General features: G+C 62.0%; 24 protein-coding genes. 6 read left to right on the top strand and 18 right to left on the bottom strand.

Annotated elements, in window-relative coordinates; genetic code table 11:
• Positions 1 to 96: 96 nt before the first annotated feature.
• Positions 97 to 1,131 (bottom strand): serine kinase, encoded by a 1,035-nt coding sequence (locus OUZ45_RS17265; RefSeq protein ID WP_425601707.1) that lies wholly within the window; start codon positions 1,129 to 1,131, stop codon positions 97 to 99.
• A gap of 293 nt (positions 1,132 to 1,424) precedes the next feature.
• Between OUZ45_RS17265 and OUZ45_RS17270 the strand changes: the two genes are divergently transcribed.
• From OUZ45_RS17270 to OUZ45_RS17295, 6 genes are all read left to right on the top strand, one after another.
• The gene (locus OUZ45_RS17270; protein WP_266171407.1) at positions 1,425 to 2,918 is read left to right on the top strand and encodes a B12-binding domain-containing radical SAM protein; all 1,494 of its coding nucleotides are present in this window, start codon (positions 1,425 to 1,427) and stop codon (positions 2,916 to 2,918) included.
• Between the two features lie 7 nt (positions 2,919 to 2,925).
• Positions 2,926 to 4,149, top strand: a complete 1,224-nt coding sequence (locus OUZ45_RS17275; RefSeq protein ID WP_266171408.1) for a nucleotidyltransferase family protein — start codon at positions 2,926 to 2,928, stop codon at positions 4,147 to 4,149.
• 28 nt (positions 4,150 to 4,177) lie between these two features.
• Positions 4,178 to 4,807 carry a class I SAM-dependent methyltransferase gene (locus tag OUZ45_RS17280; RefSeq protein WP_266171458.1) on the top strand — a complete coding sequence of 210 codons (630 nt, stop codon included), beginning with the start codon at positions 4,178 to 4,180 and terminating at the stop codon, positions 4,805 to 4,807.
• 1 nt (position 4,808) lies between these two features.
• A complete protein-coding gene (locus OUZ45_RS17285; protein WP_266171409.1) occupies positions 4,809 to 5,729 on the top strand; it encodes a flavin reductase in 921 nt (306 codons plus the stop codon).
• Positions 5,730 to 5,915: 186 nt separating this feature from the next.
• A complete protein-coding gene (locus OUZ45_RS17290; RefSeq protein ID WP_266171410.1) occupies positions 5,916 to 6,158 on the top strand; it encodes an antitoxin in 243 nt (80 codons plus the stop codon).
• The gene (locus OUZ45_RS17295) at positions 6,155 to 6,568 is read left to right on the top strand and encodes a type II toxin-antitoxin system VapC family toxin (RefSeq protein ID WP_266171411.1); all 414 of its coding nucleotides are present in this window, start codon (positions 6,155 to 6,157) and stop codon (positions 6,566 to 6,568) included. Before OUZ45_RS17290 ends, OUZ45_RS17295 begins: the two co-directional genes overlap by 4 nt.
• Before the next feature lie 24 nt (positions 6,569 to 6,592).
• Here OUZ45_RS17295 and OUZ45_RS17300 read toward each other — a convergent pair whose 3' ends face one another.
• From OUZ45_RS17300 to OUZ45_RS17380, 17 genes are all read right to left on the bottom strand, one after another.
• Positions 6,593 to 7,408, bottom strand: coding sequence for a class I SAM-dependent methyltransferase (locus OUZ45_RS17300; RefSeq protein WP_266171412.1), 816 nt, complete (start codon positions 7,406 to 7,408; stop codon positions 6,593 to 6,595).
• Between the two features lie 41 nt (positions 7,409 to 7,449).
• A complete protein-coding gene (locus OUZ45_RS17305) occupies positions 7,450 to 8,550 on the bottom strand; it encodes a glycosyltransferase family 4 protein (protein ID WP_266171413.1) in 1,101 nt (366 codons plus the stop codon).
• Positions 8,547 to 9,674: a glycosyltransferase family 4 protein gene (locus tag OUZ45_RS17310; RefSeq protein WP_266171459.1), complete on the bottom strand. Its 1,128-nt coding sequence runs from the start codon at positions 9,672 to 9,674 to the stop codon at positions 8,547 to 8,549. The genes OUZ45_RS17305 and OUZ45_RS17310 overlap by 4 nt, the downstream gene beginning before the upstream one ends.
• Positions 9,675 to 9,687: 13 nt before the next feature.
• The gene (locus OUZ45_RS17315) at positions 9,688 to 11,202 is read right to left on the bottom strand and encodes a B12-binding domain-containing radical SAM protein (RefSeq protein WP_266171414.1); all 1,515 of its coding nucleotides are present in this window, start codon (positions 11,200 to 11,202) and stop codon (positions 9,688 to 9,690) included.
• Positions 11,199 to 11,927, bottom strand: coding sequence for a class I SAM-dependent methyltransferase (locus OUZ45_RS17320; RefSeq protein ID WP_266171415.1), 729 nt, complete (start codon positions 11,925 to 11,927; stop codon positions 11,199 to 11,201). Before OUZ45_RS17320 ends, OUZ45_RS17315 begins: the two co-directional genes overlap by 4 nt.
• Entirely contained in the window at positions 11,927 to 13,210 is a 1,284-nt protein-coding gene (locus OUZ45_RS17325; RefSeq protein ID WP_425601708.1) for an amidohydrolase family protein, read from the bottom strand. Before OUZ45_RS17325 ends, OUZ45_RS17320 begins: the two co-directional genes overlap by 1 nt.
• 25 nt (positions 13,211 to 13,235) lie before the next feature.
• Entirely contained in the window at positions 13,236 to 14,120 is an 885-nt protein-coding gene (locus tag OUZ45_RS17330; RefSeq protein ID WP_266171416.1) for a class I SAM-dependent methyltransferase, read from the bottom strand.
• Positions 14,121 to 14,356: 236 nt separating this feature from the next.
• Complete coding sequence (locus OUZ45_RS17335; RefSeq protein WP_266171417.1) at positions 14,357 to 15,271, bottom strand: Wzz/FepE/Etk N-terminal domain-containing protein; 915 nt, start codon at positions 15,269 to 15,271, stop codon at positions 14,357 to 14,359.
• 10 nt (positions 15,272 to 15,281) lie between these two features.
• Positions 15,282 to 16,472 carry a hypothetical protein gene (locus OUZ45_RS17340; protein ID WP_266171418.1) on the bottom strand — a complete coding sequence of 397 codons (1,191 nt, stop codon included), beginning with the start codon at positions 16,470 to 16,472 and terminating at the stop codon, positions 15,282 to 15,284.
• Positions 16,469 to 17,416 carry a glycosyltransferase gene (locus OUZ45_RS17345; RefSeq protein ID WP_266171419.1) on the bottom strand — a complete coding sequence of 316 codons (948 nt, stop codon included), beginning with the start codon at positions 17,414 to 17,416 and terminating at the stop codon, positions 16,469 to 16,471. Before OUZ45_RS17345 ends, OUZ45_RS17340 begins: the two co-directional genes overlap by 4 nt.
• Positions 17,417 to 17,418: 2 nt before the next feature.
• Positions 17,419 to 18,669 carry an O-antigen translocase gene (locus OUZ45_RS17350; protein ID WP_266171420.1) on the bottom strand — a complete coding sequence of 417 codons (1,251 nt, stop codon included), beginning with the start codon at positions 18,667 to 18,669 and terminating at the stop codon, positions 17,419 to 17,421.
• The gene (locus tag OUZ45_RS17355; protein ID WP_266171460.1) at positions 18,666 to 19,778 is read right to left on the bottom strand and encodes a DegT/DnrJ/EryC1/StrS family aminotransferase; all 1,113 of its coding nucleotides are present in this window, start codon (positions 19,776 to 19,778) and stop codon (positions 18,666 to 18,668) included. Before OUZ45_RS17355 ends, OUZ45_RS17350 begins: the two co-directional genes overlap by 4 nt.
• A gap of 29 nt (positions 19,779 to 19,807) precedes the next feature.
• Positions 19,808 to 20,740: a GNAT family N-acetyltransferase gene (locus OUZ45_RS17360; RefSeq protein WP_266171461.1), complete on the bottom strand. Its 933-nt coding sequence runs from the start codon at positions 20,738 to 20,740 to the stop codon at positions 19,808 to 19,810.
• Positions 20,727 to 21,680 carry a glycoside hydrolase family protein gene (locus tag OUZ45_RS17365; RefSeq protein WP_266171421.1) on the bottom strand — a complete coding sequence of 318 codons (954 nt, stop codon included), beginning with the start codon at positions 21,678 to 21,680 and terminating at the stop codon, positions 20,727 to 20,729. Before OUZ45_RS17365 ends, OUZ45_RS17360 begins: the two co-directional genes overlap by 14 nt.
• Before the next feature lie 7 nt (positions 21,681 to 21,687).
• Positions 21,688 to 22,353, bottom strand: a complete 666-nt coding sequence (locus OUZ45_RS17370) for an acetyltransferase (RefSeq protein WP_266171422.1) — start codon at positions 22,351 to 22,353, stop codon at positions 21,688 to 21,690.
• Positions 22,338 to 22,775 (bottom strand): sugar 3,4-ketoisomerase, encoded by a 438-nt coding sequence (locus OUZ45_RS17375; RefSeq protein WP_266171423.1) that lies wholly within the window; start codon positions 22,773 to 22,775, stop codon positions 22,338 to 22,340. Before OUZ45_RS17375 ends, OUZ45_RS17370 begins: the two co-directional genes overlap by 16 nt.
• A 597-nt stretch (positions 22,776 to 23,372) precedes the next feature.
• A complete protein-coding gene (locus tag OUZ45_RS17380) occupies positions 23,373 to 24,080 on the bottom strand; it encodes a c-type cytochrome (protein ID WP_266171424.1) in 708 nt (235 codons plus the stop codon).
• Positions 24,081 to 24,084: the final 4 nt, after the last annotated feature.

Here is a 24,084-nt window from a genome sequence, read left to right on the forward strand (position 1 = left end):
CGAGCACCCACTCCTCACCTCCGTTCTGCCCCCCGTGGACAAATGGGTAACCGGGGGTGAGGAGGCAGAGGGCGAAGACCTTGAAAGGGATGGCTCTTAGTCGAGAAGCTGCCGCAGTGCGTCGACCGAGGCCCGTGGGTGGCGCCCGCGGCGCAATTGGTGAACGCCCAACTGCATCAGCTGCCGCTCGAAGCCATGCCAGCCGGGCTGCCCGGCTGCATACCGCTGGTCGGCAGAGAGCCGTGCAGCGATTTCATCCCTGGGGATAGGGCTCAGCAAGACGTCCGGATCGTCAGCGGGTTGGCTGGAAACGAATACCGCGCCGGCCAACTCCAGTGGCACCGCCGCGAGCCGGCCATGACCCTGCCGCAGATCGGCTTCGAATTTCTCGACACCACTGCGACGGCGAATCACCGGGGCCTGCGTGATCCACTGCCGGGCCGCATCGTCATCGATGAAACGCAGCGCATCGACCTGCACGTGCAAGTAATTGGCGACGCCGGTGGCGAGCAGATTCTCTGGCTGCACGAAGATCGCGTCTTCGGCGAGAAAGTCCAGGCCCTGCAGCAGGCTGTGCAAGGCCAATGTCGATTTGCCCGAGCCGCTGGCCCCCAGCAACAGGATGCCGCGCCCATGCCGGCCGACGCAGGCGCCATGCAGCGGGACCAAACCAAGTCCGCGCGTCGCCAGAGTGAAGACGGCGAATTCGATGAGCTCATAGCGCAGATGGTAGGGGCGACTGAGCATGTCTTCGGAGGCCACCACCAAAGCCCGGTGCTGCTCAGGCGCGAGGACAGCGTAGTTCGATGCGTCCATGACGCCGGTGAGCAAACCGGCCCCCGATTGTTGTATGACGGGCGGCGGCTCGACACCGCCCAGCGAAGCCTGGCGCGGCAACAAACGCAGCTCGATGCGGAACTCCGGCGTGGTCAGCGGTAGATGGTGCTGCGGCAAGCCGCCATAGGCGACCTCTACCAGATGCAGGAGCGCCTGGCTGGTGCTCTCGAATCGGAACGGTCCGCCCAATATCTGCTTGCACACCGAGAAGCGGCGACCCGGTCGCTCGCAAAAGGGGTCGGCATCGGCGTCTCCACGCCACGGCGGGGAGTCAAGACCATCATCGTCGTTCAATAGTTCAGCCACGCACTAATCCACATAGATCGTGTGGTAAGTGCGACTTCTTCGGGAAAAGGTTGTGCCTGGACTTGTTCAGAGCGTCCCTAGCGCAAGCCGCCTGAGGGATCCGTCAAGAAGCTGCCACTGCACGTCGCCGGACATCCGTGGAAGGTGACCCAAATAACGATGTCCCAATATTTTTACTACGAGACGCAACCGAAGAGCCACGCGGAGGCACTTACGTCCAGATATCACGCTCATGCGCTACTTCGGCATATCTCCACGGCTACGATTGAGGCCTCTTCGAGATGCTAAGGATTCTGGCCGGTCACTCTTATTTCTTGAGGTACGACCGGAAACAGTGGGAGCGCGGCAAACCTTATCCCCCGCTCGCTACGATCCAGATCGCCGCACTCCTGAGGCAGATGGGACATGAGGTCGCATTGTTCGACGCGATGCTGGCCGAAGGCGTTGAGGACTACGCAGTATCACTGCGAGCCGCACGGCCGGATGTGGTGGTCATCTACGAGGACAACTTCAATTTCCTGACCAAGATGTGCCTCAGCCGCATGCGCGAGGCGGCCTGCCAGATGATCGCCGAAGCGCGCGCCCAGGGCGCCCGAGTGATCGTTGCGGGCTCCGATGCTTCCGACCATCCGGATGCCTTTCTCGCGGCGGGCGCGCATGCCGTGCTGGTCGGCGAAGGTATTGCGGCCCTGGTCGAATTGATCGAGCGCCAGGACCGGGATTCGAGTCTCGACACCCTGGACTGGACAGCCGGCATCCCCGGCGTCGCCACGCGGCTGTCGAGCGGACAGACGCACACAACGCACATCGGTGCGATGCCGCCGGATCCGCGCCTGATCGACCGCCCTGCCTGGGATCTGGTCGACATCGAACGCTATCGTGCGATGTGGCGCGAACGGCACGGTTATTTCAGTCTCAACATGGCGGCGTCGCGAGGCTGCCCGTTCCGCTGCAACTGGTGCGCCAAGCCGATCTGGGGAAACCACTACAAGCAGCGCAGTGCCCAGGATGTGGCCGCGGAGATGACGTATCTGAAACAGACGTTCAAGCCCGATCACATCTGGCTTGCGGATGACATCTTCGGCTTCCACGCCGATTGGGTGGCGGAGTTCGGTGCGCACCTTCGCGCTGCCGACGGGCCGATCCCGTTCACTATCCAGACGCGCGCCGACCTGATCAGCGAACGCATGGCCGCCGCGCTTGAGCAGGCCGGCTGCGCCGAGGCGTGGATCGGTGCTGAGAGCGGCAGCCAGCGCGTGCTCGATGCGATGACCAAGGGCACGAAAGTCGAGGACCTGATTGCAGCCCGCGCACGACTGGGTGGGCACGGCATCCGCGTAGGTTTCTTCATCCAGCTGGGCTATCTGGGCGAGCAACTGGCCGACCTGCTGGCAACTCGCGAGCTGGTGGCGCAGGCGGCTCCGGATGACATCGGCGTCAGTGTTTCCTACCCGCTGCCGGGCACCAAATTCTACGAGCAGGTTGAGGCCCAGCTTGGTTCAAAAACGCATTGGCAGGACAGCGGCGATCTGGCCATGATGTTCAGCGGCGCCTACGACTCGGATTTTTATCGCAGCGTGCGCGACCTGCTGCACGAACAGGTCACCCTCCAGCAATCGAAGGCCATCGAACCGCCGGAGCATCATCGCCAAGCCAGCGTCGCTCTCGATGCACGATGGGATGCGCTGATCGCGAGTGAGCAGGCACACCGAACCAAAGACGCAACGACGTCACCGCTCCCGGCAGCGCGACGCATAGCCCTGCATCTGCTCTAGCTCCTCGATGCTGCCACCACTCAAAATCGTCAAGCACGGCTTACGCCTCACTACCGAAACGCTTGCCTTGGAACTGGCGAAATCGCAGCCGGGCGGCACAACGCCCGCGTGGAACGAGCTTGAATGGCAGCTCGCATCGGCTGCCGCCGCCGCGCATGGTGTATCGCCATTGCTTTGCAAATTTTCCTCGTGGCAAAACCCGCAGTGGAGGGTGTTCCTCGCCAGTCAGCGCGAGCACGTCGAGCATCGCCATCGACGCATCGTGGCTCTGCTGAATCGCATCGACATCGACGCCCGCGCCGCTGGACTAACCATCGTTCCTCTGAAGGGTTCGGCGCTGCACGCGCTGGGACTCTACACGCCGGGCGACCGGCCGATGGCCGACATCGACCTGCTGGTTCGCGAGAACGATGCCGAGCCCACGATCAAGCTGCTGCTGGACCTCGGCTACGTGGAGTCATTCGCCTCGTGGAAGCACCGGGTATTCAAGCCAGCAGAAGGCTCACCCGTTGCAGGCTTGGGTGAGCACCGCGACACACCGGTCAATATCGAACTGCACACCCGCATCCAGGAGCGGCTACCGGTCTCCGCCATCGATATCACCGAACGAATCTATCCGCGAGAGCCGCGGCCAGGTTTGAATGACTACCCGTCTATCGGCGCCTTGATGAGCCACCTGCTGCTGCACGCGGCAGGCAACCTCTGCAACCGCAGCCTGCGCCTGCTGCACTTGAACGACATCTCGCTGCTGGCGACACGCATGGTGGCGAGCGACTGGAACGTATTGTGGGACGAGCATGCCGCCGACGCCCCCTGGTGGGCGCTGCCGCCGCTGCACCTGGTTGCGCGCTACTACAAGAATGCCGTACCCGAAGCCGTGTTAGCCCGGCTCGAGCGTGACTGCCCTCCCCTGCTGCGGACGATCTCGCGCCATCAAACCCTGACGCAGGTTTCGTGCTCCGAATTGTGGCTACACGCGCTCTCCGGCATCGAATGGTCCCGCTCCGTGCGCGAAGTCGGGCGCTACATCAAGAATCGTGTCAGGCCGTCGGGAGAAGCCATCAAGGAACGTGCCGACATGGTACGCACGCAGCTATGGCTACAGGGTCAAAGCTGGGTCACGTCGAACCATAGCCGACGCATGCTGACCTGGCTCACCCGGCCGGTGCCGCGGATGGACACCTTGTATGTGGTACGCGCAGCGTTGGAATCTCTCGTTCCAACGAAATAGCCCCGGAAAATCGAACAGACGGATAGACGTGCACACTGGAGAGCAGTACCACAAATTCATTCTGACCTCGCAGCGAGACCGGGTGGTGCGCGACAGGTTTCAGAAGATGGCACTGGATCTGCTGCCAGACGGAGCAGACGTGCTCGATTTTGGCGCTGGCACCGGTATTGATGCGAAGGCCTATGCCGCGAACGGACACGTGACGTTCGTGTATGAACCTTCGGAAGCGATGCGCGAATACATGGCGCAGTACTGCCGCGACGAAATCGCCCGCGAAACCATTATCACGGTCGCATCGCCTCTCACCCGCAAGGTGCAGGGAGTCACGGCGAACTTTGCGGTCCTCAACCATTTCGCGGATCACACATCACTTTTTGAGGATTTGTCGCGCGTGGTCGCCCAGGGCGGCTTTGTCCTGGCCAGTATGCTCAATCCTTTTTATCTCGGTGATGCGCGTTACGGCTGGTGGCGAGCAAACGCCATCAATCTTATGCGCAGTGGTCACTACGCCAGCCCAAGCGAAAGCCGCGTTCATCGTTTTGCGCCGCGTGTCGTCGCGCGAGCAGCATCACCGCATTTCCGGCTGGAACGCCTCACCCCGCGTGGTTTCGGATTGGCCACGCATCTCTACATGTTCTTGCTATTTCGGAGGGTCTGAGATGTGGAAGGATTGGATAAGGCCATTCCTGCGTCCACTGCCGCAATGGTCTCCGGTAGCCCTTGCTCCTCCGCAGCAGCTGGTCAACGCCACCTTGCGTTGGGATGGAACATCGGCAGATGTCACGGCGGACCACACGGTAGCTTCGCTCAAGCCACTTCAGATCGCGACCAGCCTTGATGCCGGCCAACGCCCCGTACTTGAGTACAGAGATAACGCGACAGGAAGGCTACTCGGGGTTTTGCGTCTGGCGCAGACAGCGTCAGTCGCTACCGAAAATGCGTCACTCGCCCTTTATCACGTGGCCGCTGGCGAACACCACTGTCTCGGCTGGCCGCGGCGCCCGTGGAATGCGTGGCTGCAGAACCGCCTCATGCTGAAGAATCGCTCGCCCCACTTCGCGATGGAGCCCGCCGAGGTACAGCAGCTCATGACCGCCTATCTGTGTGTGCGGCCGGTCGTCCTTGTCTCCGTCGACGCGCCAGGCCATCGAAACATCTTCCCGATGGATTTGATTGGCCCGCTGGGGCGGAGCGGATTTTTTTCGCTCGCACTACGCAGCACCAACGTTTCCGTGCCAGCCATGCGCGAAGTGCGCCGGGTTGCCCTGTCCAACATCCCTGCAACCATGAAGGCGGTCGTCTACAAGCTCAGCGAGCATCATAAGCAGCCGCTCATGGATTGGAATGCACTCCCGTTTCCTGTTCGACCATCGCGGGAATTCGGTATACCCGCTGTTGCTGCTGCGCTGCGCATTCAGGAGTTGACCATCGTGCATAGTCAGGAGGTCGGCTCGCACACGTTTTTCCTCGGCCGTATCACCTCTGACGAAAATTTGGCGGAAGGCGACCAACTGCATCACACGGCAGGTTTTCATCAGGCTTATCGCCGCAAGCAGGGCATGCCGCTTACGGAGGTATAGGGATGCTCTGATCAAGTCTGCGTAGGGAGCTGTCTCTTGTGCACATCCCGCGTCGGCGCGGAGCTGGTCTTTCGACCCGGCAGGACATGACTGCCTTCCAAACCAGTCGCATCAGGCAAGGTAGATACCATTGATATGCACCATGCAAGGATATATATTTCTGATAGATATCAAAGGAGCCCCATCATGTCGGCCACCGCCAAACTATTCATCACCGGGCGAAGTCAGGCCGTCCGGCTTCCGAGGGAATTCCGCTTTCAGGGATCCGAAGTATTCATTCGCCGTGACCCTCAGACTGGCGATGTCGTACTGTCGCCGAAGCCTGCCTCCTGGCAAGAGTTTTTCGAACTTGCCAACCGCACCAAGATCCCAGCGGATTTCATGGTGGATCGTGAAGACCTACCCGCCGGGGAAAGGAGTCTGTTTTGAGTCGCTTCATGCTCGATACGAACATGGCGAGTTACGTCATCAAGGGGCATCCGCCTGAGGTCCGCCAACGACTCGTCGCATTGCCTATGGACAGCATCGTCATTTCTGTCGTCACTCAAGCGGAGCTGCTATACGGGTTGGCTCGTAAAGGTCACCCCGCTGCTCTTGCCAATGTTATCCGCGAGTTTTTGCTGCGCGTCGAGGTATTGCCGTGGGATGAGCGCGCTGCCACGGTCTACGGCGATTTGCGGGCGTCCTGCACGTCGGCGGGTATCACTTTGGGAGCACTCGACATGATGATTGCCGCCCATGCGGTTGCCACCAACGCGACGCTCATCACTCACGACAAAGCGTTCACACTCATTCCGGATGGTGCACTCGCCGTCGATGATTGGACCCAAGGCATGTGAAACGCGAGGCCGCGGCGGCCCTCTCTATTTCGTAGCCACCGCGATCGTGAGACTTTGTAGAAAGTGAAAGTCCGGCCGCCGCAACGCATAACACGCGTCATCCGGATCACACAGTCGCGCCAGTGCTTCGAAATCCTCCCGCCGCAGGTAAGGCCGAAGGCGCTCACCCCATGTGCCACGGAAGATCACGTGGAGCAGGTAACGCTCGTCCGCTTCTGTCAGCGGATGGGTTCGCTCGATCATCCGCGTTCGCACGCTCACTTGCCGCAATTCCGCGGTCTGCAGCCATCCGACGAGCGAACGGATGGCTGCCAGATCATGCTCGCTTCGGCCGTAACGCTCTCGGTAATACTGCCGCACCGCTTCGTTTACGATCCTTTCCAAGCGGGAATCCCATGCAAAGTACATGTCGGGCAGCAATGAGCTTTGCCCTATCACGAGGCGTCCGCCCGGGCGCAGCAGGTTCGATAGAACCCGCACGCCGGCAACAGGATCACTCAGATGATTGATGGCATTGACCGCCCAAACGAGATCGAAGCTGCCGTCTGCCAGGGGCGGCCGCATCATGTCGGCCTGCAGGATCGGCGCGCCGGTCGGTGCGGTACGGCGAGCGATGTGTATGTGCGCGGTCGCGAGATCCATTCCCACCACCATGGCGCGGCCCTGGATTGACTGGTGAAACCACGCGACCGCCTCGCCCGTGCCGCAACCGGCATCAAGCACGCGCGAACCCGCCGGCACCGCCAATGCGTCTATCGCCTCGCACAGCTCAGGCCGTGCGAATGCGTTGAACATCTTCAGTTTCTCCGCGTAATCACGCTGGGGGGTATCGCCGAGCATTCCGGCCTGGATGCCTGACGAGCCTATGGAGCATTTCGTTCTCATGCGGCGAGCAACCGTAGATAGAGCGCTTCAAACGCGAGGGCGGTGTGATCGGCGTCCTCGCGGATCGTTCGAAACTGCGCCGCAACGGCCATCCGTAGCCGCAGATCCTCGTCTTCAAGCATCCGGCGGATAGCATCCGCGAGTGCCGGCGCGTTTCCGACGGGTACGGCCAACGCCGCCGACGGTGCCCATTCCGCAATGTGTCCGACCGCCGTGCCAACGGTGGGTACGCCGACTGCCGCGGCTTCAAGCACCACCAGCGGTCCGGCCTCGTGCAGCGACGACATCACCAGCAGGTCGGCCGATTCCATGATCGGGCGCAATTCGCGCTGGGTCTTGAATCCGAGAAACCGCACCTGCCGTTCCAGCCCAAGCTGACAGGCAAGTCGCTGCATCTCGCCATCCAGCGTGTCCACGCCGACGATGTCCATCTCAAATGCCATCCCCATGTCGGCCAAGGCTGCCAGCGCCCGCAGCAGCGTCTGCTGGTCCTTGACGCGATTGAGACTGGCGACGTGGATCAGCCGAGCCTGCTCGGTGTTGCGCCTGCGCGGAGCGCGCGGAGGCCACAGCCGCAGATCGACGCCCAGCGGTACGCGTCGGGCCGGCAATCCGAGCGCGTTCAGCGAATCGATGATGGGTGTGCTGGCCGCCGTGATGACACCGGTGCCGCGCAACACCAACGCCTCGCGCAGCCGCCCTTTCCACTTTCGTCGTCCGCCGTAGTCGAACTCGTGCAACGCGACGAGTTCGCCGCCGGCGATATGCACCAGGCTCGGCAGCCGCAGCAGCTTCGCCGCAGCCACGGCGACCAGGCTGCAGGAACCGGAGAAGATGGCATGGACCAGATCGAACGGCGCGCGGCGATGCTCGCTGAGGATCGCCGCGATCGCACGCAGCCGGGTCCAGCCGTCTCCAGTGTTGTGCACAGTGGCACCAGCGAGTTCCCAGCGGGCTGCCGCCGCCTCCTGGTGCAGCGCGAAGACATGGACTTCGTGCGTCCGCGCCAGCCGCTCGATCAAGGCCAGTAGCGCCGGGATCACGCGAAACTCGCCGGTACGATCCACGCCTCCCGGGACCACCAGCGCGAGCTTCACAGTGTCCTCCGTCGCCGCTCGTTGTGGACTTGCGCATACGCGTCGGCCCACTGGCGGCCCACGGCTGCAAACGACAGCGTGGCATCGAAGTGCTCGCGCACCTGTTCCGGCGACGGCCGGTTGGCCGCCGCATCGACCAGCGCTTCGGCCAACCGCGCCGCGTCGCCACGGGGCCACAGGTGACCGATGCGGCTACCGCCGATCAGCGCGCGAAACGATGGAATGTCCGTGACCACCGGCATGACGCCACAGGCCAGCGCTTCCAGTACGACATAACCGCAGCTCTCGGCGAGGCTGCCCGATACGAATAGATCCGCAGAGCGCATCAGTGCCTCGATGCGCGCATGCGCAACCTTACCCAGCAGATGCACGCGCCCGGCAAGTTGTGGATCGCTCGCGATGCGGCTTTGCACCTCGTCGAGCAAGGGTGCGTTACCGAAGGCGCACCACAGTTCCAGGTCAGGCAGCTGCAGCGCGGCCCTAGCCACGCCGTCGAGCACGGTCAGCGGGTCTTTCCCGGAGTTCAGGTGTCCGACCCACAGCACGCAAGGATCGCCGTAAAGACCGGTCTCCGCACGGGCATCGGCTTGACTGCCCATGGTGAAGCGACTGCTGGATTCGGGAATCGCGAAGAGCTGCGCGTGCGGCCCAAACCATCCAGTGCGGGTGAACGGTCGTGCCAGCTCGGATGCCGTGAACGCGACGCCGGAAATGGCGGCATACCAGCGCCGCCACTGCGGCCATCGCCACCAGCGCGGCGGCCGGTCGGCGTGGTCCTGAATGATGATCGGCAGCCGTGGCAGGCATTGCGACACGGCGAACGCGGTTCCGGCGAACGCCAGGCCGTGCGCATGCAGGACGTTGATCTGGAGGTCGGCTAGCAAGCCGGCGAAGCGACGGGCCCGGCTTGCCGACGTTTTCAGTCCGCTGATATCGACGAAGTGATAGTCGATGCCGTTGCGTGTTATCAGATCCTGACGCGCTGCCGCCTGGATCACCGAAACCCGGGTTCCGGAACTGGCCACCACTTCGGCGATATCCACCAGCGAGTGCCATTGATTGAGAACCTCGGCGTGCGCGAGACCCTCCGGCACGGGCAGGAAATTGATCTGCGCGACGTGCAAAGTCGGCACTCGCCTAGAGCCCCGAAACCTGCGGCATACGCAAGCGCACCAGCCGGTTGGCCAGCTCCAGTTCCCACGGCCGGTCGTACTTGCCGTAGTGATAGCGCCACCCGGCCATGGCACTCAGGCTGCGTTTGGCCCAGGACGGCGAACGCAGATCCTGCACGGTGGGGTAGCGGCAACGCAGCACGGTAACGAAGTCATGGATGCGTTGGCGCAACTTGTCGTCAAGCCAGGGCGCATCGGCATGGCAGGTGTAATCGACCCAGCGCGGCTGCGCCCATTCCTCCACCGTCGTCGGGAACACGACCGGTTCGCCGTTGAGGTCGAACAGCGGCGTCGCGGGCCGCTTTGCTCGGTCCTTCTCGTGCCGGCTGTTCTCCGGCAGCGGCGTGTAGATGTAGATGACGATCTCAGTCTGCGGATTGACCCGCTTCAACGCGCGGATGAATTCGAAAGTGTGTTCGGTCTCTTCTTCCGTATTCTCCGGCGGCGCGACCATGAAGGACAGCTCGGGGATCACGCCGTGTCGCCGGCACAACTCGACCACCTCCATGGTTTGATCCGGCCGCGTGCCTTTGCGGATCTCCTTGAGCATCTGGCCGTTGGGCGACTCCGCGCCGATATACGCCATCCGTAGCCGGCTCTTGCGGACCAGCTGCCACGAACGCTCCGACAGGTTCAGCAGCGCGTCCGAACGAGCGAAGCACCACCACGGCATCTCGAATCTGGCCATCACTTCGAGCAGAGGAATCATGTCCTTTTCACGGTCGAAGAAGTTGTTGTCGAAGTACTGGACCGAGTCGGCGCCAAGCTCATGCTTGAAATAGCTCAAGTCGCGTTCGAGCCGCTCCGCCGCGGGCAGAATGGTGGTACCTCCGAACATCGCGGCCACGCCACAGAACGTGCAGCGAAAACGGCAACCGATCGCGGCTTGATGCGCGACGGTGCGCCGGCCGAGATAGGTGCGCGCCAGATATCGTCGCGGGTCGCCAAGCTTGTCGTAGGGCACCTCCAGGTGGGTGTCGCCCAACGTGAAACGGCGGTTCGGGTTGTGGACGATCGCGCCGTTGTTCTTCCACGACAGCCCACCAATCGACGCGAGCTTCGAGTCTGCCTTGCTGCCCAGCGCATCGACCAGCTCCGGCAGGGTTTCCACGCCCTGTCCGCGCACCAGGTAGTCGACGTACGGCGCAGCCAGCGCGGCATCCGCATTGAGCGTGGGGAAATAGCCACCCCAGACGATCGGCACCGCCGGAAAGCGCTCGCGAATCGCCTTGGAGACGGCGATACCTGATACGAGCTGTGGGCCGCCCATGACGCTGACGCCGACGGCGTCGAAGGCGTTCTGTTCCATCGCGCGCAGGGTATCGTCAACGAAATCGCGGTCGACGTTACCGTCGATGATCTGGCTGCTGCCTGTTCGCTCCAACGCCGCCGCCAGGTGCAGGACGGCCAGCGGAAACCGCGCGCTGCGACGCGAAACGATGGTTGGATTGATCAGCAGTGTGCGCGGCGCATGGGTCATGGCTCGCGCCTCAGTTGGAACACCAGTGCCACGGGAACCTCCAGGGCCTTGGGGTCGAAGTGCGCACCGGCGGGGATGTCGGCCGGATCGAGCATGGGTTCCAGCACCCGCTCGATACGTAGACCAAGCGCCGCGCAGGCGGCATGCCAATGACTGTAGAGATGCTGTGTGTGCCGCACGGCGTAGCGCCGGCCGCCGGACTCGAAATCGCGCAGCCAGCCCAGCGCATGCCCGATCGGGTGCACGTCGCTGCACAGCAACGTACCGCCTGGACGGGTCACCCTGCCTAGCTCAGCTAGCGAATGCTGCAGATGCTCCAGATGTCCGATGACCAAACCGCAGATCGTCAGATCCGCCCAGGCATCCGGCACCGGAAGCGTTGCCAGGTTGCCTTGCATCAGCTCGACCTCGGTGCCGGGTCGGCGTGCACCCAACTCCCCACGAGCCAGTTCCACGCGGGCCAGCTCCACACGGGCGCGTTCCAGCATCTCCGGCGAGAGATCCACGCCGGTCACGCGTGTCGCACCACGCCGCAGCGCATGCAGCATGTAGCGTCCGCTGCCACAGCCGGCGTCGAGCACGGCCTGTCCCTGCAATGTGGCCGGAATCAGCTCAAGCATGGCGCGCTCTTCGGCCTGCATGAGCGGATTGTGGGCGTGCGCCGGATAGCTGGACGCCCACAACGTATAGGCCTCGGCGGGTTCGAGCATCGGTAGGCGTGCCATCAGTTGCACCGGGCGTCGATGGTGAGGGCGTTGTTGGTGAGGGCGTTGTTGGTGAGGGCGTTGTTGGTGAGGGCGTTGTTGGTGAGGGCATCCTTGGTCAGATCAGGCTCGCGCTCGTTCCGATCGGCGATCCGTTCGAGCCCGGGTTCGAGAGCGATCAGCGCCGGATCGGCCAGAGGCCGGGCCAGCAGCTTCGGCTTGCCGTCCAGCATCACTGGCACGGTTTCCATACCGGTCGCCGCAAACCAATCGGCGAAATCGGGATCGGCGATACGGGGAACACCATCGCGTACCACGGCGCGGATTTGGTTGCGCTCGATGTCCACCAGGCTGCGCGCCTCGCCGCCACGATCCTCGACAATCACCAGATCCGCTGGCGCACCCGACGCAAGGCTGCCACGCAACGGCTGACGCAGGATGCGTGCGGCCTGCGTCGTGACCAGCTTCAGCAGTTGCATCGGTTTGAGCTCGCCGCGGGCGGCGATGCCTCGCATCTCTTCGAGCAGGTCGCGCGCACCGCTGAGCCGTGAGTCGCTGCCCAGTGCCAACCGGCCGGCCGCGTACAGGCGCCGCGGATCCAGCGACCGCCCTAGCAAAGCGCGGTTGCTGGTCGGACACCAGACCACCGCAGCCCCGCTCACGATCACCCGATCGACATCCTGTTCGCGTAAACCCACGCCATGGATCAGCACGCTGTTCGCCGCCAGGCATCCCAGCTGGTCAAGCCGGGCCAGCTCCGCCTGCGCGGTCGCATCGGTGCCTTCGGCCAGATGGATCAGCCAGGGACGGTCGGCCGGCGTGGCGGCAAAGCTCTGCTGCACTGGCGGGCCATAATCGGGCCAGCCCAGCGCATAGCTCCAACCGTAATCGCGTAGCAGTGCGACCGGAAAGTTCGTTGCATCGAGCGCCGGATGCCAAGGGTCGTGATGCACCACAAAGGTGGTGCCGGCGAGCAGGTTCTTCAGCGCCCCGTGCCGCAGCCGTAGCTCTTTCGGCACCTGCAGCGCGGCGATGACGGCAGGCTCCTCGAAATGCGCCTGAAACGCCTCGATCCAGGCGTAACTGTTGGGAAACCGCGCGCCGGTGTTCAACGGCGGAACGGTGTTGACGTGCAGATGCTCGTGCGCGTTGATCAGGCCAGGAAAGATCAGATGGTCATGGAGGTCGACCCGATAAGCCCGCGCGGCCAACGAGGCGCCGATCCGCCCTGCCCTGATCGGCAGCGGTGCACGCGACGTGCCTTCGGGCGTGATCGAAGCCGCGCGGCACAAGCTGACGTCCATCGCTGCCTGGAGAATGTCCACGGATTCAACGCCTCCGCATCACCATCAGGAAATGGTCGCCCATGTCGCGCAATAACGGCAGCGCACCCAGGCGATCGTCGAGTCGGCCCAGGCGCTCGCACCAGTGGCGACGGCGCCGGTAGTAGTCCACCAGGTAAGGCGGCGGCATAAACAGGCTCAGCGCACGATAGCTCTTCAGCGAAAAGTGTTCGGCGAAGGCACGGTAGAACTCGCGTGGCAGGTAGTAATACGTCCAGATCGTATGGCCGTTCATCCCCACCGCCGTCGCGCCTCGCGCGGCCCGCACGCCGGCCCGTTTGAAGCGGCCCCGCAGCGCGTAATACCCCAGCTCCCACGGACAGATCCGACCCATCACCGAAAAAAACAGCGTGCCGCCGGGGCGCAGCAGGCGCGCGCATTCGGCCGCGACGGCGCGAAGATCCGGCGCGCAGTTCAGCGGGCCGAAGTTCGAATAGATGCCGTCGAACTCACCTTCGAGCTGATCGAGCTGCTGCACGCCGAGGTGCGTCGCCGTGACGCGGGATTGCAGGGCTGCAGCTGCGACGCGCAACCGCGTCCGCTCGACCATCAACGGCGACCAGTCAGTGGCGACGACATGGAAACCGCGCCGTGCGAATTCGACGGCGTCGATGCCGGTGCCGCATCCCAGGTCGAGTAGGCGGCAGCCGGACGGCACCTCGCTGTGCACCGTATCCCACAAGGTAAGCCGCATGCGCTGGATCAGTTCGTTATTGCCCCGCGGTCCGTCATAGTCGGCGGCGACACTGTCGAAGGCACGCTGCGTATCGAGCAGTTGCCCATCATCCAGGGGCGCGCTCCATTGACGCTGGCGAGCGTTCGCGCTGGGTACCGTCTGGCGCACGATTTCAAGCTTGTGTGGGCCACTCATAGTCGATCCCCCGTCCTGATCAATGTCGAATCTCAGCGACGCGAGCTACGGGCTCCCTCCCCTGCTCGCAGGGGAGGGCTGGGGAGGGGCGGGTACTTGAGAAAGCGTTTCGGGAGAGGTTTTCGCAAGTGTTCACCCCCTCCCGACCTCCCCCTGTCCCACGGGACTAGCTTTGCGTCGCAAGCAAGGGGAGGGGAACATCGCGCCAGCGGAGATTCGACGTCAATCAGGTAAGCCTAGGCAATTTCTTCCGATCCTGATCGTGAGTGCCGATATGGGCCGCTTTGGTTGAATGCGGGCGGCGTGTGGCCCCTCCGTCGCAAAGCATTTCTTGCCATGGCGATCAATGCACCCAGAGAGGCCCCCAGAAAAATACCGACACCCCATATCAACACCAGATTCGGGGATGCCCTTCTATCAGGGACATAGATGGCCCCCAGAAGCGATGTTTCATACGTATAGGTGGAACTGAGGCGGTCGGCGAGATCGCTTCTTGCCGACTGCAAGCCGCGAATCTCGGTGTTCTTGCTACTCAGCAACACACTCGCGAGCAATGGATTCTGGATGCTTTTGCCTCCCGCGTCGTCCCTGTTTCCCGGCGTGATCGCTTGTTGCAATCGATCCCGTTCAGCCAGCGCATCGCGTAGAGCAGTCTGGATTTCATCAAGCCGCGCATGGGCCAGCGTCAGCGGCGTCGCCTCAAGTTGCTGGTGGATGGCTTGCAGCTGTTTGACCGTCGCCTCAGCGAATTGGCGCGCCTGTTGCGGTGAATACGCTCGCAGGCTCATCCGGACGAGCGGGCCAGCGTAAGGCAGCGGGTCCAGCTTAATGCTCTTGCGATAGAGCTGGGCTTCCGGTGAATCGGGTGAAAAGCCGAGATTGCTCATCACGCCGTTTTGGAACGGGGCCATTTGCAAGCGCTCGAGTACGCGTTGAAGCGGCTCGATCTTTGGGTCCTGGCCCTGCGGCAGCGGCCCGACTTGCCCGACCTGCCCGATCTGGATCCAGGCGGTCGCCTCCCACTGATTCTTTAGCCGATGCGTGAAGGCATAGGTGCAGGCCAAGGCCACGACCAGCGCGGCGGCAACCCATCGCCACTCACGGGAGAAGATCCGCCAGAGATCCACCAAATAGACTTCATCTTGTTCCATGGTTCTGTGCTCACTGGATGGAATGTGAAGACATGGTTTGCACGGCCGTCGCAGGGGCATCGCCCTGCCCGTTGCCTATGGGCTCCCACAACCTCCTGTTCGGCAGCCATGTCGCGAAGACCTGCATGAAAAGACATAAGCCGATGAAGCCGGCGTTCGTCCAGGTGAAAGCCTGTGGTGCAAAGGGAGACATCACACACACATAGGAAACGCGCAGGAAAATCAGGAAGGAAAACAGCGGAACCGTCGATCGAAGACGACGCACGCTCCACAACAGCAGGCCATACAAAAGGAAAATTGAAGCCACCGCGCCAACGGGGCCCAACGCCAGCAGGAATGGAAAGAACTCCGTACCCACGTTGATATTCGACGCATCCAGCGGGATATCCGTCCCGGCTGTCGCGACGGAGCCATGCATGGGGACCACCTGATTGATAAGAAAGCTGGCATTGGAGTAATGCTTGGCCAGCATGGCGCTGAAGTTGTAGGGTCCCGCGCTGCCGTAAAGCAGCAGCCACTTGATGCCCACCGGCGCAGCCTTGTACATGGCACTGAAGGGCAGCGTGATGTGATCCAGCGGACCGGATCGCAGTATGCCGAGGATCGAGAAAATGCTGGTTCCCGCAAGCGCCAGAAAGCCGACACTCTTCCACGGCAGCGGCCTGGCCTCGTTCCGGCGCAGCAGGATGACGAGCGCAAACGAAAATACGGCGGCGAAGAGCCTGTTCCGGTCGATCACCAGCACGGGAAACAGAAAGCCGACGGCTATGAGCACGTTGCGCAGCGCCTTGCTCCTCGCACAAAGCAGCCCGATCGGAGGAAGCACCCAGCAGATGTCGGAAATGTGCCGGATATGTTCGCGGCCACCCTCCATCGAGGCATACGACGATGGTTTGTCGAACAGCGGGATGGGAAATAGCGTGAGATCAAGCAGACAGAAAAGCAGGATCAGGCCTGCAAAGGCCAACGCGACGAACGAATCGCGGGTGCCTGCATAGTTGCGCGTGCGAAATCGCACGGTCTCCGGAATCCTGACGCCTGCATTCACGTCGAACAGCACGATGACCGATGCCGTGGCTGCCAGAAGGAGCAGGCCATCCAGGTAATCAACCGGGAGATCGTACGTCAGCCACGTGATGCCGCAGGCAAGAAGCATCGGAAGCCCGAGATAGATGGAAGGAAGGCGCAACAGCTGCATCATGCCTCCTCCGTGTCTGGCCTGACCGATGGAAGCCGGGTCTTTGAAACCATGACCAGCCATAGATAAATCATCAGGTGAACCAGCAGATTCCACGGCCGTCTCTGCAGGAACGAAATCTTGGCCTCGATGTAATGGGACTGCGCGCGGAGCAAGGTTCGGTAAGGCTCGTCGAACAGGCTTTCCCTTCGTAGCGCAACCTGCTTCGACTCGACCAGATTGACTACACGAGTCGCCGTGTTGCGCGTCATGCTCAGATTGGCGCCGTGGACGCGGTACGCACAAACACTGACGTCGATGAAGCCAAGCGCATCTCGGGCGGCCAGGCGAAGAAACAGATCCCAGTCTTCGATACGCAGGCCTTCGCTCCAGCGGACGACCGTGTCAAGCGCGCTCTTTCTGATCAAGGCGACCGGACCGCCAACGGCCCACTGACTGATGACGGCACGACGAATGCCTTCATCAGAGCGATAGAGATTTTTGTTGGCACCGTGAAGGTCGCACATGCCGCTGTCATGTAACTTGTTCCCACCCCGATCGACGACGATCGAATCACCGATCACCGCCTCCTTGGACGGGTGCGCCAGCAAATAGTGGACCTGGGCTTCAAGGCCGCCAGGCAACAGATAGTCATCGCTTGCGCCCGGCCGGAGGAACTCTCCGCTCGCTCGCACCACCAGTTCGTTCAAGGTCGCTGCGATTCCTTTGTTATCCCGGCGCACATACTCGATGGGAAGCTCCATGCAATGCGTCGCCACCCAATCGGTAATGATTTCGCCGGTTCTGTCGGTCGACCCGTCATCGATGATGATGAGCTCCTTGGCTGGATAAGGGTCTTCCAGCACGCTATCCAGACACTGCTGCACGAAACGCTCGTGGTTGAATGCGGGTATGAGCACGGAAACCAGCGGCATCGCCGCCCCGCCCTTCGATGCGTCGAAGGCCATCGTCACAGCCCTCCCAGGTAACGTCGTACGACCAGCGCATTGAACGCGAGGTAGGCGAGATAGTTGATCGAGAATGCATACATCGCACCGACCAGGCCGAAGCGCGCGGTAAACACATAGACCAGCGCCAGGTAGCTGGCCGCAAACACGCACTCCGAAATCACGAACAGCCATGTCATGGCCTTGGCCAGCATGATGTAGGAAAGAATGAAGGAGGCGATCTTGATGACATCGCCCACCAGCTGCGGCCCGTACAAGGCGTTGGCGGACCTGAAATCCGCACTGAACAGCAAGCGCGTCACCCACCCTCTCAACACATAGACCACCGCCGCAAGAACGACGACGGCGGGCAAGATGTAGCGATACGCATTGCGCAGCTCCAGCACCAGGGAAGCGCGCTCATTGATCGATGCCAACTTGGGCAGGTAGTAGATGTTGATGGCTGTGGTGAGGAACAGCAGATAAGCATCCGACACCTTGCTCACCGCCTGCCAGTAGCCCACCTCCTCCCAGCCGAGCTGCAAAGCAAGATGATCGCGAACCGCGATATTGATCAAGGGTGCCAACAAGGCGGAAGTGACCGTCATCACCGAGAACGCCGCGAGCCGCAGGGTCATTTCGCGGTCGAAATGAACCCGCAGCATGCTGCGCCGGAAATACGAGCTTCGCCACCATGCCGGCAAACCGACCGCAAGCCACAGCACCTGACTCAAGACCAGTGCCAGCAGAGCGCCGTACAGATCAAGCCAGCGCGACAGCAAGATCACCATCACGATACTGAAGAACGATCCCGTCACCTGGATAAACGCAAGCCGGCGCACATCCATGAAACCGTTGACCACGGCAAGAATATAGTTGACCAGCGCGATGCCAATCTGCGCCACGGCCAGCACGCGGATCAGCCCTGCATAGCGGGGGTCATCCAGAAGCCAGGTGGCGATCTGCCGACTGAACAGCAACGCAGCGCATCCCATCAGGCAGGATGCGAAAAACGCATACCAGAGCGCTGCTGCAAGCAGCCGCGACAACCGTTCCGCATCGTTACGATATTCGGCCACGTATTTGACGATGCCAGCGCTTATGCCACCGCCAGCCAGCACGGCCAGCAACGACATGAGACTCATGAACTGCCCCAGTTTGCCCACACCTTCAGGCCCGGCAAACGATGCCACCAGCTTGATGACGACCAGGCCCGCGAGCAACCGCGCGGCGGTACCGGTGGCCGTATAGACACTGGCGCGGACGATGTTCATGCGGGGCCTTCGAACGCCTGACAGACCTCGATAACCCGATCTACCGCGTCCTCGTGCAGCGTCGGCCCCATCGGAAGACTCAATACTTCATCGTGCAATCGTTCCGTCAGCGGCAGATCGGCATGGCGCAAGGCAGCATAGGCCGGCTGTCGATGCGGTGGCGTCGGGTAATGCACCTGGCTGTGAATGCCGTGCGCCAGCAGATGCCTCTGCAAGGCATCTCGGTAAGGGCTGCGAACCACGAAGAGATGCCAGGCGTGCTGTTCTTCTCGCGCCACCGCCGGCAACTGGATATGCGGGTGAGAGATGCCATCGCGATAGCGACGCGCCACACGGCGGCGCCATGCCACATCGTCGTCGAGATACTTCAGTTTCACCCGCAACATGGCGGCCTGTATCTCGTCCAGCCGTGAGTTGAGGCCCTGGAAAAGGTGTCTGTATTTCACGTCGGAACCGTAATTGCGCAGGGCCGCGACCCGTTCCGCCAGCGCGGCATGGTGGGTCACCACCGCGCCGCCGTCGCCCAGCGCCCCCAGGTTCTTGGCCGGGAAAAAGCTGAAAGCCGCCGCATCCCCGAACGTGCCGGCCTTGCGTCCATCACTCATCGCCCCATGCGCCTGTGCCGCATCTTCGATCAAGAGCAGCTTGTGCCGCCGGGCCAGTGCCGCCAAGGCAGGCATGTCGGCCAACTGGCCGTACAGATGTACCGCCATGATGGCCCGCGTGCGCGGCCCGATGGCCGCCTCCACGCATGCCGGATCCAGGTTGAAACTGGCCGGATCGGGTTCCACCGGTACCGGCACGAGCCGGTTTTCGGTAATAGCGAGAAAGCTGGCGATAAAGGTATTGCCAGGCACGATGACCTCGTCGCCTTCGTCAATAGCGCCGAGCTCCTTGTAGCCGCGAAAAATCAGCGACAGGGCATCCAGTCCATTGCCGACGCCCACAGCGTGATGCACGCCGCAATAGGCGGCGAACTCACGCTCGAAGGCCGCAAGCTCCTCGCCGAGCACATACCAACCCGAGTCGATAACCCGCGCGACAGCCACCTTCAGCTCATCGGCATACCGGGCGTTGACGTCCTTGAGGCTGAGGAACGGAACCTCCATCAGGGCGGTCTCCATCAGGGATGTTTCCATCAGAGCGGCCATTCATAGAAATCGTGCACGACGGCACGGGCGCCGAAATATTCTTTTTGTGTAACCAGGCCGCTGTTGAGCACTCGCCCTTCCCTTTCGGTAGAAATGCCGAAGCTGAAATAAGCCCTGTTGGCGTAGATACCGCCGATCAGTTCCGACAGCAAGAAACTGAGCGCCCCCAGGCGCTGCCCCTCCTCCGACGCGGCCATGTACTGCGTGTGCACCACCCTGCCGAAATCGTAGACAAGCACACCCGCCAGCAACGCCTCCTCGCGGCGTGCTTCATGCAGCACGACCCTCTGGGGGAAGCGCGCTTGCAGCAGGCACAACTCCTTCAGGCTGTGAGTCGGAAGGACGTCGTGCTTGTGCAGCACTTCCGTAAGCAATGCATGAAAAGGCGCAGGATCGGTGCTGGCCTGCAATTGGATACCCGCCTTTCTTGCCTTGTTGATGGAACGCTTGCGCCCCTCCGTGAAGTGAAACGTTTCCTGCAAGGAAATGACCGAGGAAAGATCACGCCGTTTCAGCTGTGCTCCCAGTCGATGCAAGGCATACAGATCTTCCTCGGCAGGATAGGCATGAAACACATGCGGCACCGCCTTGTAGACCACTCGTTCCACGCCGAGCCCACGATAGTGGCTGCCGATCTGTTCGAACGCGGCAAGCGTCGATTCGGCACGCAGGGCATGGGTCGTTATGAGACCGGCATAAGTCAGGCCGCCGTGACTCATCACCAGGTTGCCCTGAAGGTTGGCAGGAAAGACCGCCACCATCTCGCCGTTTTTCTCCACGATCAGCGATTGGTCGACAAAGCGATCGGCGTGGTAATCCATATAGCCACGCCGATGCAACAGGTTGCCGTTTCGGGAGCGCTCGACCGACGCATCCCAAGCGTCCGCATCGGCTTGAACGTAGGGTCTAACCGTGAACATCCGCACCACCATCCAAGCAGGCGTGGTTGACCTCGGCAACGCCGAATCCATCCACCCCCATGTCGTTGCCGTTGTAGAACATCAATAGCTTGTCGCGCTGGCGAATCAGGGCGGGATAGCAGATGACCCGCGAATCCCAACCACTGTCGGACAGCGTCATGCCGAACTCTTCGTCGCGGCGCTCCCATTCGATGCCGTCATCGCTGTAGGCAACGCCCGGAAAGTATTCACCGGTCACATTGCCTCGCGTGAAGTACATCACGTACTTGCCGCCCAGCCGGTAGACACGTGGCCGGCCAATTCGATACTCGCTACCACGAGGAAGCAGGCATACGCGATCCTCGCGCGGCATCGCCCTGGGATCGCCCGTCTCCGCATAACGGATGTGGTAACGCGGAAAAGGCTGGCCGTTGATGGTTTCCCAATCGTCGCCAACGGCATACCACATGCGCCAGCGACCATTTTCGCGAATGACCGAATGCACGGCACCGATGGTGCTGCGACCTTGCGCACGATCCAAGATGGGTGTTTCCTGCACACGCTGGTAGCGATCGCCACCATCGCTGGAGACCGCCAGGCCCGTAAAGGCCAGAAACTTGGCCTTGGCCACACGCTGAAAGCCGACATAGAACATGTGCAGGCCGCCCGGCGCATCGACGATATCGCCCAGGATCACGCCGTGGTCGTCGAAGCAGCCGTCCCGACCTATGTCCAGCACCGGTGCCGCACTGACGCGCACGATAATCGCAGGATCAGCTGCTCGCACGTCGACGTAGCCAATGCGGCTGACACCTTCGGCGTCGCGAAACCCTGCGTAGACGCGAATGAGGTCATCGTCGAGGCGATATGGCGTCGGCGTAAGCGCCGAGTGCTGCATCCAGCCGCCCACGCCCCGCTGTGCGGTGTCGAACACCAACCCTTTCTTCGTCCACTGGAACATGGGTTCTTTAGAGCCTCACTTCGAGGCTGGACCTGCCGGGCACCGCATGGGCCGGTGACCCGACATAGACCAAGCCGGGCTCCGTATCGCGCGTGACCAGCGCACCGGCGCCAATCACATTGTCGGGCGCGACTTTTACGTGGTCGTTGAACGTGGCGTTCACGCCGATAAAACTGTTTTCGCCAATCTCGCAATAGCCGGAAATAACCGCATGCGAGGCGACGAATACGTTATCGCCCACGATGGTGCGATGCCCGACATGGTTGCCGCTCCAGAGGATGCAATTGTTGCCGATGCGAACGAAGGGCTGGATCACATTGCCTTCGAAGATGAAACTGTTTTCGCCTACTTCGGCATTGCGCCATACGAAGGCGCGCGTACTGACATACGTGGCGAGCCGATAGCCCCTGCGCTTCACATCTTGATAGAAGCGCGTGCGCAGGCGATTGAGTTGGCTGGACGGGATGGCGACAAACACGTCGACATCGGCCGGTGGGTAGTGTGTTTCCAATGTCTCGTAGGCCACCACGGGACGATCCGCTAGCATCGGCTCTTTGAGATAGTCGCGTTCGACACTGAAAGCTACCACGTCATAGTCGCTGTCGTGCTCGAAGTATTCACAGGCGATCTGCGCGAACTCCCCTGCCCCGATCAGGACTAGTGGCCTTGACATGCTGCCATGTCCTCGACGTACATGGAGCCGCTGACCTCGCGCAGGAATTCGGCGTAGTCGGTGATGTAGTCGCTGGGATCGTACAACTGGTCGGCCAGCACCATCAGCACGCAATCGTCGCTGAAGTCGTACAGCTCGCGCCATACCATGCGACCGAGCATCAGCCCATGCGAGGGGTCGTCGAGAACGACCTCTTCAGCCCCACTGCCGTCGTCCAGCAGAAAGGTGACAGAGCCTCGCACCGCCACCGCCAGTTGATGCAGATGGCGGTGTGCGTGCCGACCCCGATGCACGTCGTTCTTCGTGCCAAATATGTAGTACACGCGCCGGATCACAAAGGGCACGTTCCGATCCTCCTCCAGCGCAATGAGCATGCCGCCGTGGTCGCCGTGCGTCTGCAACTGGATTCGCTCGATTTCCATATTCCAGGCCAGGCTGTGGATTTGAACGTGACCGACTTTTCATTGAGTGCCGTCTGGGTGGGGAAAGGTTGCGTATCTTCAAAGCTGGCGAGATGGTGTGTGCCTTTGCCTCCTCTCCCCTCCGGGGAGAGGATTGAGGTGAGGGGCGGGTGCTCGCGATAACCTCTCATTGTCGTCACCCCGGCGTAGGCCGGGGTCCAGTAGCGTTGACGCTTCGATGTTCGCGTTATCGCGACCTGGCTCGTTGCGACCGAAGGGAGTCCCCGTGGGACCGCGGGCTTTCGAACCGCTGCCGCGGTCCGAGTCACTTTTCTCTGTTTGGCCAGAGAAAAGTAACCAAAAGAGAGGCCACCCCGGTTACGCGCTCTCCGGGCTTCGCCCTCCGAGTCCGTGAGGGCTGGCCGGGCTTTTCGACACGACGTTTGGTGTCCTGTCGGGAGGCATGGGCATCCTTGCCCATGCCCCTGCGGGCCTTTTCGTCCAGCCCTCACCGCTCCACAGGGGCCCCCGAAGAGCAAGAGCAAACCAACACCACGCTCATACGCCCTGGCAACTTGGAATGCTGGTAAGAGCGGCCCAGCCCCCCCTCGACCGACATCACCAGCTACTGAGGTAGCTCGCCAGCGCCTGCATATCCTCATCGCTAAGCGTCTGCGCCACGCCGTGCATCACCTTCGCATTACTGCTGCCGGCACGCGTGCCGCGCTTGAAGTCGTCCAGTTGCTTGGTCAGATACAACCCGGACTGGCCGCGCAGATGTGGAAACGTGGCCCATGGTGGTTGCGGTGCGGTGCTCGGATGCGGCTGTGGGCCGAGGCCTGCCGGTCCGTGGCACGCTTGGCAAGGCGGAATGCCTTGCGTGGGATCGCCGGCCAGATACAACTGCGCACCGCGCGAGCTCGTATCGGCCTGCCCTGCCGGCTTGGGCGTCAGCGAGGCGTAGTAGCTGGCCAGGTCACGCATGTCGTCATCACTCAACGCGGTGGCCTGGCCGGTCATCACCGGATCGGTGCGCTGGCTGTCGTGGAATTCTTTCAACTGCACATAGAGATAGGTCGCCGATTGCCCGGCCAGGTTCGGGAAGTTCGGTGCAATCGCCACACCCTGTGCACCATGGCAGGCAGCGCAAACCGCAGCCTTGCCGGCACCGGCCTTGGCGTCGCCGCTGATCGGCTGCATGCGGCGCAGGTCCAACACGCTGGTCGGCGCAGCGAACGTACTGGCCGCCGGTTGCTGTGCGTTAACGCCGGGCACGACGGTCGACATCAGCAGGCAGGCCAACAGGAGACTTGTGCGAGACGTCATCACG

Source organism: Dyella subtropica (assembly GCF_026283965.1).
Lineage (GTDB): Bacteria > Pseudomonadota > Gammaproteobacteria > Xanthomonadales > Rhodanobacteraceae > Dyella_D > Dyella_D subtropica.

What these genes read in the sequence shown, in the direction of transcription:
- OUZ45_RS17350 (WP_266171420.1), bottom strand. Translation starts at nt 18,669, where the DNA reads ATGAACATCGTCCGCGCCAGTGTCTATACGGCCACCGGTACCGCCGCG.
- OUZ45_RS17275 (WP_266171408.1), top strand. Translation starts at nt 2,926, where the DNA reads ATGCTGCCACCACTCAAAATCGTCAAGCACGGCTTACGCCTCACTACC.
- OUZ45_RS17335 (WP_266171417.1), bottom strand. Translation starts at nt 15,271, where the DNA reads ATGGAACAAGATGAAGTCTATTTGGTGGATCTCTGGCGGATCTTCTCC.
- OUZ45_RS17380 (WP_266171424.1), bottom strand. Translation starts at nt 24,080, where the DNA reads ATGACGTCTCGCACAAGTCTCCTGTTGGCCTGCCTGCTGATGTCGACC.
- OUZ45_RS17365 (WP_266171421.1), bottom strand. Translation starts at nt 21,680, where the DNA reads ATGTTCCAGTGGACGAAGAAAGGGTTGGTGTTCGACACCGCACAGCGG.
- OUZ45_RS17370 (WP_266171422.1), bottom strand. Translation starts at nt 22,353, where the DNA reads ATGTCAAGGCCACTAGTCCTGATCGGGGCAGGGGAGTTCGCGCAGATC.
- OUZ45_RS17375 (WP_266171423.1), bottom strand. Translation starts at nt 22,775, where the DNA reads ATGGAAATCGAGCGAATCCAGTTGCAGACGCACGGCGACCACGGCGGC.
- OUZ45_RS17330 (WP_266171416.1), bottom strand. Translation starts at nt 14,120, where the DNA reads ATGAGTGGCCCACACAAGCTTGAAATCGTGCGCCAGACGGTACCCAGC.
- OUZ45_RS17360 (WP_266171461.1), bottom strand. Translation starts at nt 20,740, where the DNA reads ATGTTCACGGTTAGACCCTACGTTCAAGCCGATGCGGACGCTTGGGAT.
- OUZ45_RS17315 (WP_266171414.1), bottom strand. Translation starts at nt 11,202, where the DNA reads ATGACCCATGCGCCGCGCACACTGCTGATCAATCCAACCATCGTTTCG.
- OUZ45_RS17290 (WP_266171410.1), top strand. Translation starts at nt 5,916, where the DNA reads ATGTCGGCCACCGCCAAACTATTCATCACCGGGCGAAGTCAGGCCGTC.
- OUZ45_RS17345 (WP_266171419.1), bottom strand. Translation starts at nt 17,416, where the DNA reads ATGGCCTTCGACGCATCGAAGGGCGGGGCGGCGATGCCGCTGGTTTCC.
- OUZ45_RS17325 (WP_425601708.1), bottom strand. Translation starts at nt 13,210, where the DNA reads ATGGACGTCAGCTTGTGCCGCGCGGCTTCGATCACGCCCGAAGGCACG.
- OUZ45_RS17355 (WP_266171460.1), bottom strand. Translation starts at nt 19,778, where the DNA reads ATGGAGGTTCCGTTCCTCAGCCTCAAGGACGTCAACGCCCGGTATGCC.
- OUZ45_RS17320 (WP_266171415.1), bottom strand. Translation starts at nt 11,927, where the DNA reads ATGGCACGCCTACCGATGCTCGAACCCGCCGAGGCCTATACGTTGTGG.
- OUZ45_RS17270 (WP_266171407.1), top strand. Translation starts at nt 1,425, where the DNA reads ATGCTAAGGATTCTGGCCGGTCACTCTTATTTCTTGAGGTACGACCGG.
- OUZ45_RS17300 (WP_266171412.1), bottom strand. Translation starts at nt 7,408, where the DNA reads ATGCTCGGCGATACCCCCCAGCGTGATTACGCGGAGAAACTGAAGATG.
- OUZ45_RS17285 (WP_266171409.1), top strand. Translation starts at nt 4,809, where the DNA reads ATGTGGAAGGATTGGATAAGGCCATTCCTGCGTCCACTGCCGCAATGG.
- OUZ45_RS17340 (WP_266171418.1), bottom strand. Translation starts at nt 16,472, where the DNA reads ATGATGCAGCTGTTGCGCCTTCCTTCCATCTATCTCGGGCTTCCGATG.